This window comes from Actinomadura sp. CNU-125 (assembly GCF_001942465.1).
In the GTDB taxonomy this organism is placed as follows: domain Bacteria; phylum Actinomycetota; class Actinomycetes; order Streptosporangiales; family Streptosporangiaceae; genus Spirillospora.
Genome location: NZ_MKJY01000573.1, coordinates 26,602 through 37,657 on the forward strand (window position 1 = coordinate 26,602; position 11,056 = coordinate 37,657).

Here is an 11,056-nt window from a genome sequence, read left to right on the forward strand (position 1 = left end):
CCGCAGCGGTTCGGGCCGCAGCCGGTAGTAGGTGAACCGGCCGCACGGCTCGGTCTCCACCAGTCCGGTGTCGCGCAGGACGCGTAGGTGGTTGGAGATGTTGGTCTGCCGGGCGCCGGTCTCCTCGACCAGGTGGCACACGCACAGCGCCTCGACCGCCAGGAGTTCCACTATCCGGGCGCGCAGCGGATCGGCCAGGGCCCGCAACACATCAGCGTTCGTTGATATCAGCACAGGCTGATGATAGCCGTTGCACCCGAATGGTGGTGTTCGCGCCGCTTGACCGTGAGACTTACCTCAACCTACATTGACTCAATGGATGCTGAGCAATCTGATCTGGTTCGGCGGGCGGCCGTGCACGCCGCGCTCGCCGAGCCGGTCCGGCTGGCGATGGTGGACGCCTTGGCGCTGCAGGACGTCTCGCCGAAGGAGCTCGGCGCGCGCCTCGACCTGCCCTCCAACCTGCTGGCGCATCACCTGGGGGTGCTGGAGCGGGCGGGCCTGGTGGTCCGGGGCCGCTCGGAGGCCGATCGCCGCCGCAGCTACGTCCGGCTGGTCCCCGAGACGCTGGACGACCTGGTGCCTGCGGCCGTGCGGGGGCTGGCGCGGCCGTCCCGCGTGGTGTTCGTGTGCACGCACAACTCGGCGCGGTCCCAGCTCGCGGCCGCGCTGTGGGCGCGGCGCAGCCCGGTGCCCGCGGCGTCGGCGGGGACGCGGCCGAGCCCGCACGTCCATCCCCGGACGGTCGCCACCGCGCGGGCTCACGGGCTCGACCTGCTGACCGGCGGCACCGCGCACGTCCGGGACGTCTTGGAGCCCGGCGACCTCGTCGTCGCGGTGTGCGACAACGCCCACGAACAGCTGGCCGCCGGAAGGAGCGCGGGCCGGCTGCACTGGTCGGTTCCCGATCCGGTGCTGGCCGATACCGACGCGGCGTTCGAGGAGGCGCTGGCGCTCATCCGGCACCGCGTCGGGCGGCTCGCCGCGGCCGTGGACACGGCCGCTGCGGGGAGACCGGCGTGAACAGGACCGGTGAACGGGCGGTGTTCGAGCGGATCGCGGCACGTCTCGCGGCGCGGTTCCACGGGCTCGCCTCCGCCGAGACGATCGGACGGCTGGTCGCCGATTCCTATGAGCGGCTGCGCGCGACCTCGCGTGTGGACGCCCATCTGGTCGTGCTCGCCGAACGGTTCGCCGCCGAGCGGCTGACCGCGCTCGCCCAGGCCGAGGGCCGCCGCGGCAAACCGGTGCCGGAGGCGCTGTTCGTCTGCTCCGGGAACGCGGGCCGCTCGCAGATGGCGGCCGCGCTGGCCGCGGTCCGCGGTGCCGGACGGCTCCACGCCCGCAGTGCGGGGACCGCGCCGGCCGCGGAACTCGAACTCGTCATCGTCGAGGCGATGGCGGAGATCGGGGTCGATCTGTCTCCGGAGTTCCCCAAACCGCTGACCGACGAGCTGGTCGCGGCGGCCGATCTCGTGGTGACGCTCGGCTGCGGGGGCGCATGCCCGGTGCTGCCCGGCATCCGCTACCTCGACTGGACGGTCCCCGACCCCGCCGGACGTCCCCTGACCGAAGTCCGCCGCATCCGCGACGAACTCGACCTGCTCGTCACCGACCTGCTCACCACCATCCAGTACAAGGAGAACGCATGACCGAGAGCCCCGCGACCACCGAGACCGGCACCACCGGGACGTCCGGCAAGCCGAGCGTGCTGTTCGTGTGCGTCCACAACGCCGGACGCTCACAGATGGCCGCCGCCTACCTCACCCACCTGGCCGGGGACGCCGTCGAGGTCCGCTCCGCCGGGTCCGAACCGGCCGACCGGGTGAACCCGGCCGTGGTGCAGGCGATGGCAGAGGAGGGCATCGACGTCTCCGCCGAAACGCCCAAGGTCCTCACGATCGACGCGGTGCGGGCGTCCGACGTGGTCATCACCATGGGCTGCGGCGACACCTGCCCGGTCTTCCCCGGCAAGCGCTACCTCGACTGGAAACTCGACGACCCCGCCGGGCAGGGCGTCGAGGCCGTCCGCCCCATCCGCGACGAGATCCGCACCCGGATCGAGGCGCTGATCGGCGAACTGTCCCGCCCCTGACATCCCGCGGAAGGCACTCACGTCCCGGCCGCGCTCCGCCACCTCACAACCGAACATAGACAGACATCTATTTTATGTCTCAAGTCACACCTGGTTCGCCCGGTGTTCACATAGGCGGACTTCTATATACGCGGGTGCCAACCGGTACCGCCGAGTCCGGCCCGCCGAGTGAGGGCCGAAAGTGAACAAAGGACGACGGACGTGACCAACTCGATGCGTGTTCCCGTGCGCGGCTGGATGCGGGGCGCGACGGTCATCGCGAGTGCGGCCGGGCTGGCCGGGACGCTCGCCGCCTGCGGGGGCGGCTCGGACGACGGGGGCTCCGGCGGGGACCTGTCGGGCACGGTGAAGGTGGACGGTTCGAGCACGGTGGCGCCGCTGAGCACGGTGGCCTCGGAACTGTTCACCGAGAAGTACGGGCGGGTGCAGATCCCGGTGGGAACCTCGGGCACCGGCGGCGGGTTCGAGAAATTCTGCCGGGGCGAGACCGACATCTCCGGCGCCTCCCGTCCGATCAAGGACGAGGAGAAGCAGGCGTGCGCCTCCGGCGGCGTCAAGTATGAGGAGTTCGCGGTCGCCAATGACGCGCTGACCGTGGTGGTGCACAAGGACAACACCTGGGCCAAGTGCCTGACCGTCAAACAGCTCAAGAAGATCTGGGCGCCCGGCTCGAAGGTGAACAACTGGAACCAGGTCGACCCTCAGTTCCCCAACGAGCCGCTGAAGCTGTTCGGGGCGGGCACCGACTCGGGCACCTTCGACTACTTCACCGAAGTGATCAACGGTGAGGAGGGCTCGAGCCGTACCGACTACCAGCCCAGCGAGGACGACAACGTCACCGTGCAAGGGGTGTCGGGCTCCAAGGGCGGTATGGGCTACTTCGGGTACTCCTACTTCGAAGAGAACGCCGACAAGCTGAAGGCCGTCGAGATCGACGGCGGCGACGGGTGCGTGGCGCCCAGCCTGCAGACCGCACAGGACGGGACCTACAAGCCGCTGTCGCGGCCGCTGTTCATCTACCCGTCCGCCAAGGCGCTGCAGCGGTCCGAGGTCGAGGCGTTCGTTGAGTACTTCGTCGACAAGCACGCCGAGATCGCCCAGCAGGCCAAGTTCATCCCGCTCAATCCCGCCCAGGAAGCCGAACTGAAGAAGGACCTGGAGGCCCTCAAGAGCCAGGCCGGCGAATGACGGCGTCCACCCCGGCACCGCCGACCGCAGGGGCCCCGGCGCCTCTGCGGCGGCGGCGCCCCCGCTACGGCGAAGCGGTCATCAAGGGGATGCTGCTGGTGGCGGCGCTGGTGTCGGTCGCCACCACGATCGGCATCATCGTCTCGCTGCTGCCGCCGACGCTGCGGTTCTTCGAACGTGTCGGCGTCTGGGACTTCCTGTCGGGCACCACATGGAGCGCGCTGTTCGAGCCGCCGTCCTACGGCGTCCTGCCGCTGCTCGGAGCGACCCTGCTCATCACGGCCATCGCGATCGTGGTGGCCGTCCCGCTGGGGCTGGCGGCGGCGATCTACCTGTCCGAGTACGCCCACCCCCGCACCCGGAAGATCTTCAAGCCGGTGCTGGAGGTGCTCGCGGGCATTCCCACGGTCGTCTACGGGTTCTTCGCGCTGGCCGCCCTCACCCCGCTGCTGCAGGACCACTGGCCGTTCGGCGACGGCCCGGAGGTGTTCAACGCGCTGTCGGCGGGCCTGGTGATGGGCGTGATGATCATCCCGACCGTGGCGTCGCTGTCGGAGGACGCCATGGCCGCGGTCCCGCACTCGCTCCGCCAGGGCGCCTACGCGCTGGGGTCCACCAAGCGGATCGTGGCGGTCCGGGTGGTGCTGCCCGCCGCGCTGTCGGGCATCGTCGCCGCCGTCGTGCTGGCGATCTCCCGCGCGGTCGGCGAGACGATGATCGTGGCGATCGCCTCGGGCAACCGCGCCAACCTGAGCTGGAACCCCCTGGAGGGGATGCAGACCATGACCGGCTACATCGCCCAGGCCGGTGAGGGCGACCTGCCGACCGCCTCGTTCGACTACACCACGATCTTCGCCGTCGGGCTGCTGCTGTTCCTGCTCACCTTCGTGATGAACGCCCTCAGCATCCGCCTGGTCCGCAAGTACCGCGAGGTGTACGAATGAGCGCTGTCGAAGCGGAGCTGGAACGCCCCGTCGAGCACGGCCTGGAGGGGCGGCGCCGCCTGCTGGAGCCTGTGTTCCGCATCGCGCTGTTCACCAGCCTGGCGATCGCGGTGGCGTTCTTGGCCGTCCTGCTCGCCTACGTCCTGCACGAGGGCTGGGGCCGGCTGGACTCGCGACTGTGGACCAACTTCCCCTCCAAGCTGCATCCGGAGCGGGCGGGTGCGCAGTCGGCCATCATCGGCACCGTGTACGTGGTCGGCCTGACCGGCCTGTTCGTCGCGTGCCCAATCGGGGTGATGACGGCGCTGTACCTGGAGGAGTACGCCCGGCGGGACCGCTGGTACAACCGGCTGATCGAGCTGAACATCCAGAACCTGGCGGCGGTCCCCTCGATCGTCTACGGCATCCTCGGTCTGGGCATCATCGCCCGCGGCCTCGGGTTCGGGCGGACGCTGCTGGCGGCGTCGCTCACGCTGTCGCTGCTGGTACTGCCGGTCGTGATCATCGCGGCACGGGAGGCCGTCCGCGCCGTGCCCGGCTCGATCCGGCAAGGTTCTCTGGCCCTCGGGGCCACCCAGTGGCAGACGATCTGGCGGCAGGTGCTGCCCGCCGCCGTCCCCGGCATCGCCACCGGCGTCATCCTCGCCCTGTCGCGCGCGATCGGCGAGGCGGCACCGCTGCTGCTGCTCGGCGCCGTCGCCCACATCACCTTCAACCCCGAGAGCGTCAACGACGCCTACACCGTCCTGCCGATCCAGATCTTCAACTGGGTCAAGCAGCCCGAAGCCGAGTTCCACACCCTCGCCTCGGCCGCCATCGTCGTCCTGCTGGCCATCCTGCTGACCATGAACTCGGTCGCGGTCTGGCTGCGCAACCGCTTCGAGAAGCGCTGGTGAACGCCGACATGAGCCCGACCACTCCCGGAGCCCCCATGACCGAGACCACCCGATCCGCCGGCACCCAAGCCACCAACAACCAGCCGGTGGCACCTGTGACCGGCCCGGCGACCGGCGGGATGGGCGCCCCGCGCAGCGGCCACCCCTCCACCGGCCGGACGGTGCACCGCGACGCGCGCCGCGAAGCCCCCGACCTGTCCGACCCCGTCTTCGAACTCGCCGACCTCAGCGTCTCCTACGGCGGCTACCAGGCCGTCCGCGACGTCACCATGACCATCGGACGCCGCCAGATCACCGCCATGATCGGCCCGTCCGGGTGTGGCAAGAGCACGGTCCTGCGCTGCTTCAACCGGATGAACGACCTCATCCCCGGCACCCGCGTCACCGGCAAGATCGCCTACCACGGCCAGGATCTGTACGCCGACGACGTCGACCCGATCGAGGTGCGCCGCCGCATCGGCATGGTCTTCCAGAAGCCCAACCCGTTCCCCAAGTCGATCTACGACAACATCGCCTACGGCCCCCGTGTCAACGCGTCCGCAAGGGCCTGGGCGACATCGTCGAGGAGGCCCTCACCGGCGCCGCGCTGTGGGACGAGGTCAAGGACAAGCTCAAGGACAGCGCCCTGGCCCTGTCGGGCGGGCAGCAGCAGCGGCTGTGCATCGCCCGCACCATCGCCGTCAAGCCCGAGGTCATCTTGATGGACGAGCCGTGCTCGGCGCTCGACCCCATCGCCACCGCCAAGATCGAAGACCTCATGCACCAGCTCGCCGCGTCGTTCACGATCGTGATCGTCACCCACAACATGCAGCAGGCCGCCCGGATCTCCGACCGCACCGCGTTCCTCACCGCCGACGTCGACGAGGCCGGCGAGCGGCACGGCCGGCTGGTGGAGTACGACGAGACCACCACGATCTTCACCACGCCCGCGGACAAGCGCACCGAGGCCTACATCACCGGCAGATTCGGCTGACCCCGCCGGAACTCAGGAGGCTCACGGACGTGAACGACCAAGCCGCCGCCGCGGCTGCCTCTTCTGCTCCCACGCCCGGGCCGCCCGCCCGGCACCTTCCGGCCGGGCCCGCGCCTCTCACGGCCGTGTCCACCGCGGCCGAACGGGCGCATGTTCCGCTGCTGCTGGTGGCCGATCCCGACGCGGGCCTCGGCCACGAACTCGTCCTCGCCCTGGCCGCCAAAGGAGTCGAGACGACCGTGTGCACCGACGGCGCCCAAGCCCTGCTGCGCACCGGCGCGCTGCATCCCGACCTCATCCTCATCAGCGCCGGCATCCCCGTCGTCGACGCCGTCACCTTCGTCACCGCCGTCCGCGGCAGCCTGTCCACGCCCATCATCCTGGGCGTCGGGGCGGGCGACGCCGACCGCGCCGTCGAGGCCCTGGCCTCGGGCGCCAACCTCTGCGTCGCCCGCCCCTACCGGCTCCCCGAGCTGCTTCCCCTCATCACCGGGATCCGCGACGACACCGCCGTGACCGGCACCCCTGTCCTGACGTGCGGCTCGATCGAACTGGACCCCACCGCCCACGTGGTGCGCGTCGGCGGACGCATCGTCGCGATGCCGCTGCGGGAGTTCGAACTGCTGCACTACCTGATGCTCAACGCCGACCGCGTCGTCGACCGCCGCCAGATCCAGCACCACGTCTGGCGCACCGACAAGGTCCGCACCAACACCATCAACGTCCACATCCGCCGCCTGCGCGAAAAGCTCGGCGACGACCCCGAGAACCCCACGATCATCCTCACCGTCCGCGGCATCGGCTACCGCCTCACCCGTCCCTGACCCCGTCCACCGGGTCGATGCCGGTGCATCCGCCGCCCCGTCCGGCAAGGCGTTCACCCGCCGGGTGGGCACCGGTCATCCACGGGCCACGCGACCGAGACATAGACGTCCATCTATGAACAGCATGATCTACCTGTCGCGTACAGCAATCCGAAGGGAACAGCGGCGATGACACAAATCGATCGCAGGCGGTTCTTGACCACTGCAGGCGGAACCATGGCCGCAGGGGTGGCAATGCAGACTCTCGGTTCCCATGCGGCGTGGGCGACGGCGGGGCGTCCGCGCCGCCGTCGCGACCGCGACGGCTACGGGCCGCTGTGCCGCGCCCGCGCCGCCAGCACCGGCGAAGAGCTCCTGGCGCTTCCCGCGGGCTTCACCTACACCGTGTTCGGGCTCACCGGGACCACGATGAGCGACGGGCAAGCCACCCCCATCGCCCACGACGGGATGGCCGCGTTCCCCAGCCCGCGCCGCGGTGCCGTCCGCCTCATCCGCAACCACGAGGTGCGCACCGGCCCGGGCAGCCCCACCGGCCGTGTCCATGTCCCCGGCTCGGACCGCTACGACGAGCAGGGCGTCGCCGGCACCACCACCCTGGACGTCGACCCGCGCACCGGCCGGGTCCTGGAGCACTTCGTCAGCCTCAACGGCACCACCACCAACTGCGCCGGCGGCGTCATGTACGGCGGCCGAGGCTGGCTGAGCTGCGAAGAGACCACGGCCGGTCCCCGGCAGGGATGGCAGCGCAAGCACGGCTACGTCTTCGAAGTGCCGCTGCACGGCCCCGGTCCCGGGCGTCCCGCCGCCTCCCGGCCGATCACCGCGATGGGCCGCTTCTCCCACGAGGCCGTCGCCGTCGACCCTCGCACCGGATACGTCTACGAGACCGAAGACGACTCCGGCAAGCCCAACGGCTTCTACCGCTACCGCCCCCGCAATCCCCGCGACCTCGCCGGCGGCGGCGTCCTGGAAATGCTCAAGATCACCGGACGGCCCGGGTACGACACCCGCGAAGGGCAGCGCATGGGCGCCCGGCTGCCGGTCGAATGGGTCCGCATCGACGACCCCGACCCCGACCTGGAGAACGGCGCGGCCACCTGCACGCAGCAGGGCCTGGCCTCAGGCGGCGCCCAGTTCAACCGCCTGGAAGGCTGCTGGTACGGCGACGGCGGCATCTACTTCAACTCCACCAGCGGCGGCGACGCCAAGAACGGCGACTCGCCGGGCGCCGACGGCTACCGCGAAGGCTACGGCCAGGTCTGGCGCTACATTCCCGGCCGCCGCCGCGACCGCGACCACGGCGGCCGGGGGCCGCACCGCTGGGACCGGGACGGCGGAACCCTGGAACTCGTCTACGAATCCCCCGGACGCAAGGTCCTCGATTCCCCCGACAACCTCACCTTCACCCCGCGCGGCGGCATCATCCTGTGCGAGGACGACGCCTCGTCCGCCGACGCCGACCCCCACCCGCTCGCCCCCGGCCTCGACAACGTCAACCGGCTCATCGGCCTGGACCCCGGCGGCGCCCCCTTCGAGTTCGCCGTCAACATCACCGACGACAGCGAGTTCGCCGGCGCCTGCTTCAGCCCCGACGGCTCGGTCCTGTTCGCCAACACCCTCGGCTCCACCACCGACCTGACCCCGCCCGGACGCACCTACGCCATCCGCGGCCCCTGGCGCCGAGGCCCCCTGTAGACACCGGCCACACCAGCCCGCCCGTCCGTCCCCGCCCGGCCAGGTCTTCGGCGCCCCCGACCGTGCACCGAGCCCAAGCCGGGCGGCCCGCGGACGAGCAAGTGGAACCCCCGGTGCGAGCCCCCTCCGCAGGGCCGCCGCACCGGGGTCTCCTGTCCTCGCGTCAGCCGCAGGGCACAGGGCCGCAGGTCGCGGTCGGCGCCGTATCGGCGGCAGCCGTGGCCCGCAGGTATGTACGGACGTACGGAGCCGGTCCTCCTTCCGCGAGGTAGGCGCCGAGGCGGCGACTGCGTTCCGCGACGGCCCGCAGCAAGAGGTCGAGCAGCGCCTCAGGCGCCGGCGATGCGCCGACCGTCCCCCGCCAGCTCCAGACACGGGCCTCCGATCCGTCCGGATGCACCGGGCGCATCTCAAGCCCCTCGGCACGGATGGTCGGCGATGCCGTGATGCCCTGCTCGACCGCGTCGTCCCACGTGGTGATCTTGGACGCCGCAACGTCGATCACGATGCCGAGCCGCTCGGCGAACGGGCGGACAGCATCGATGGCCTCATGAAGCAGCGCGAGTGTCGCATCGCACGATCCGCACGAATCCTGATCCTCCATGGTCACGGTCCAGTACTCGACGATCAGCCGGACCCTGGACCGGTTACCAATGGAGACCGCCCCTGTATCGGCGACATCGTTGACAGTCATGGGCTTCCTTCCTCGTCGGCAATGCTGTTCGAAGCGCAGGCGGACGAGCGGGCGAAGTCGTCCCGGGCACGATCGAGCGTGTCGGCGATACCGCGCAGAGCCTCGCTCACGGCGTCGAACTGGATCTCGTACAAAACGCTCCGGCCGCTCTTGGCCGCCCGCAGCACACCGGCCGCCCGCAGAAGCGCCAGGTGCCGGGACACCACCGACAGATCCACATCGAGGCATTCGGCCAGCTCGGACACCGAGCAGGCACGGCACCGCTCCGCGAGCAGGTCGATGAGACGAACCCGCGTGGGATCGCTCAAAGCCCGAAAGAGCTGATGGGACAGCACCGCACCGAGGTCGCCCACCCTTTCATCCTTGCTCATTTGCACAACTATGCAAGCTTTCGAGGGTGAGCGCAACCCCTTACTCGCCGCCCCTGCGACCAGTGGGCGTCTGGCTGGTCCGGCAGGGGGGTGCGCGAGCATCGTGGCTGGTCGTGGATTGGCGCGGGCGCCAGCAGGCTCGGGGTGCACGGATGCGTCGCCGCCTTCCAGCCCGATCCGAACTTCGGTTGCATCCTGGCCGCCTATGGCGGGGTCTTCGTCGCCGGCTCGCTCGCCCGGGGGTATGGCGATGGACGGCTTTCCCCGACCGGTGGTACGTCATCGGTGCCCTGGTATGCCTGGCAGGAGTCGCGGCCATCATGTACGCACCGCGCGAGCACTGAAGGCGAACTCCTGTCCCGAGCATCACGAAACAGCACAAGGCCGTGACGAAGCCGAGCGACCCCCGGCCCTTTGTGCCGTTCATCGGACGTTCACTCTCGTTCACCGGACATACACTCGCGGCATGGACGATGGCGGCGTGACCCTGACCGCTCAGCACCAGCAGCCCGCGTCCGGCACCGATGCGTGCCACCCGCCGACCCCGATCACCCTCACCCCCATGCCCCGGTCGGAGGCCGAAGAGCGCGCGCGCACGTTCAAGGCGGTCTCCGACCCGACACGGGTCCAGATCCTGGGCATGATCGAGGCCAGCCCGGACGGCGAGGCGTGCGTCTGCGACCTCACCACGCCGCTCGGCCTGCGGCAGCCGACCGTCAGCCACCACCTGAAGATCCTCACCGACGCCGGTCTCGTCACCCGCGAGAAGCGCGGAACATGGGTGTGGTACGCGATCGTTCCGGAGCGCCTGGACGCGCTGCGCGCACTGCTGCACTGACTTCTCACGTCCACCGCCCCGCCGACCGGCGGCCCGCATGCACGCCCAAGCGATGAGGGACGCATCGACGAGTCGGTCGCGGAACTGGGCACCGCGCCCGCAGAGGCGGCAGGTCATCGAGAGCAATACGCTGCGGGACGCACTGCCCGACGCGCCACGAGGGTCCCGAGGTCTCGCGCCCCGGACCGACCATCGCACGCTTCTCGAACGACCCCGCACGCCAGCCCGGGCCGGCTGACGAGGGGGGCTGCCGGCAACGAGCCACCTCACATATCGTCATTTTTGCATGTGACAATATATGGGTGGATGGCGGGTCGCCGCCGAGGCAGAGTCTCGATCAGCGAAGGAGTCCTTGCGTGCAACATCAAGAAGGCATGGCCGGCCCCGAACTGGCCCACGAGGAGGATCGGAACGGTCAGTAGCGACTGGCCCGGGAGTAGGTCAGACCAGATCGTGTGTTGTGAGGTGCCACGGATCTTCCGGACAGGGCCCCAACTAGAGTTGGGGAGAACCGGAAGGGAAGGTCGTTGGCACGACA

General features: G+C 70.1%; 11 protein-coding genes and 3 pseudogenes. 11 read left to right on the top strand and 3 right to left on the bottom strand.

The genetic code is table 11. From position 1 onward, the window contains the following. Positions 1-57: 57 nt before the first annotated feature. Positions 58-234, bottom strand: a pseudogene (locus tag BJF79_RS44225) (ArsR/SmtB family transcription factor); the annotation flags it as partial. A gap of 81 nt (positions 235-315) precedes the next feature. Between BJF79_RS44225 and BJF79_RS44230 the strand changes: the two are divergent. The 9 genes and pseudogenes from BJF79_RS44230 to BJF79_RS44270 all read left to right on the top strand — a co-directional run bounded on the left by BJF79_RS44230 (position 316) and on the right by BJF79_RS44270 (position 8,615). Continuing rightward, positions 316-1,023 (top strand): helix-turn-helix domain-containing protein, encoded by a 708-nt coding sequence (locus tag BJF79_RS44230; protein WP_075906558.1) that lies wholly within the window; start codon positions 316-318, stop codon positions 1,021-1,023. Further along, positions 1,020-1,652 carry a three-helix bundle dimerization domain-containing protein gene (locus BJF79_RS44235; RefSeq protein ID WP_075906560.1) on the top strand — a complete coding sequence of 211 codons (633 nt, stop codon included), beginning with the start codon at positions 1,020-1,022 and terminating at the stop codon, positions 1,650-1,652. Before BJF79_RS44230 ends, BJF79_RS44235 begins: the two co-directional genes overlap by 4 nt. Continuing rightward, the gene (locus BJF79_RS44240; protein WP_075906562.1) at positions 1,649-2,095 is read left to right on the top strand and encodes an arsenate reductase ArsC; all 447 of its coding nucleotides are present in this window, start codon (positions 1,649-1,651) and stop codon (positions 2,093-2,095) included. The genes BJF79_RS44235 and BJF79_RS44240 overlap by 4 nt, the downstream gene beginning before the upstream one ends. A 201-nt stretch (positions 2,096-2,296) precedes the next feature. Next, positions 2,297-3,283: a PstS family phosphate ABC transporter substrate-binding protein gene (locus BJF79_RS44245; RefSeq protein WP_262403474.1), complete on the top strand. Its 987-nt coding sequence runs from the start codon at positions 2,297-2,299 to the stop codon at positions 3,281-3,283. Then, positions 3,280-4,227: a phosphate ABC transporter permease subunit PstC gene (gene pstC / locus BJF79_RS44250; protein WP_075906564.1), complete on the top strand. Its 948-nt coding sequence runs from the start codon at positions 3,280-3,282 to the stop codon at positions 4,225-4,227. The genes BJF79_RS44245 and pstC overlap by 4 nt, the downstream gene beginning before the upstream one ends. After that, positions 4,224-5,123 (top strand): phosphate ABC transporter permease PstA, encoded by a 900-nt coding sequence (gene pstA / locus BJF79_RS44255; RefSeq protein WP_075906566.1) that lies wholly within the window; start codon positions 4,224-4,226, stop codon positions 5,121-5,123. Before pstC ends, pstA begins: the two co-directional genes overlap by 4 nt. A gap of 119 nt (positions 5,124-5,242) precedes the next feature. Next, positions 5,243-6,096 (top strand): annotated as a pseudogene (pstB, locus tag BJF79_RS44260) (phosphate ABC transporter ATP-binding protein PstB). Between the two features lie 29 nt (positions 6,097-6,125). Beyond that, positions 6,126-6,920, top strand: a complete 795-nt coding sequence (locus BJF79_RS44265; RefSeq protein WP_262403475.1) for a response regulator transcription factor — start codon at positions 6,126-6,128, stop codon at positions 6,918-6,920. A 234-nt stretch (positions 6,921-7,154) separates the two neighbouring features. Continuing rightward, positions 7,155-8,615: a PhoX family protein gene (locus BJF79_RS44270; RefSeq protein WP_262403476.1), complete on the top strand. Its 1,461-nt coding sequence runs from the start codon at positions 7,155-7,157 to the stop codon at positions 8,613-8,615. A 163-nt stretch (positions 8,616-8,778) separates the two neighbouring features. On the opposite strand, the gene BJF79_RS44275 is transcribed toward BJF79_RS44270, so the two are convergent. Both BJF79_RS44275 and BJF79_RS44280 read right to left on the bottom strand, forming a co-directional pair. Further along, positions 8,779-9,309, bottom strand: coding sequence for a DUF2703 domain-containing protein (locus tag BJF79_RS44275; RefSeq protein ID WP_075906572.1), 531 nt, complete (start codon positions 9,307-9,309; stop codon positions 8,779-8,781). Next, positions 9,306-9,680, bottom strand: a complete 375-nt coding sequence (locus BJF79_RS44280) for an ArsR/SmtB family transcription factor (RefSeq protein ID WP_075906584.1) — start codon at positions 9,678-9,680, stop codon at positions 9,306-9,308. Before BJF79_RS44280 ends, BJF79_RS44275 begins: the two co-directional genes overlap by 4 nt. 26 nt (positions 9,681-9,706) lie before the next feature. On the opposite strand from BJF79_RS44280, the pseudogene BJF79_RS67960 reads away from it, so the two are divergent. Both BJF79_RS67960 and BJF79_RS44290 read left to right on the top strand, forming a co-directional pair. Further along, positions 9,707-10,024, top strand: a pseudogene (locus BJF79_RS67960) (YnfA family protein). A 137-nt stretch (positions 10,025-10,161) separates the two neighbouring features. Next, positions 10,162-10,518: an ArsR/SmtB family transcription factor gene (locus BJF79_RS44290; RefSeq protein ID WP_262403477.1), complete on the top strand. Its 357-nt coding sequence runs from the start codon at positions 10,162-10,164 to the stop codon at positions 10,516-10,518. Positions 10,519-11,056: the final 538 nt, after the last annotated feature.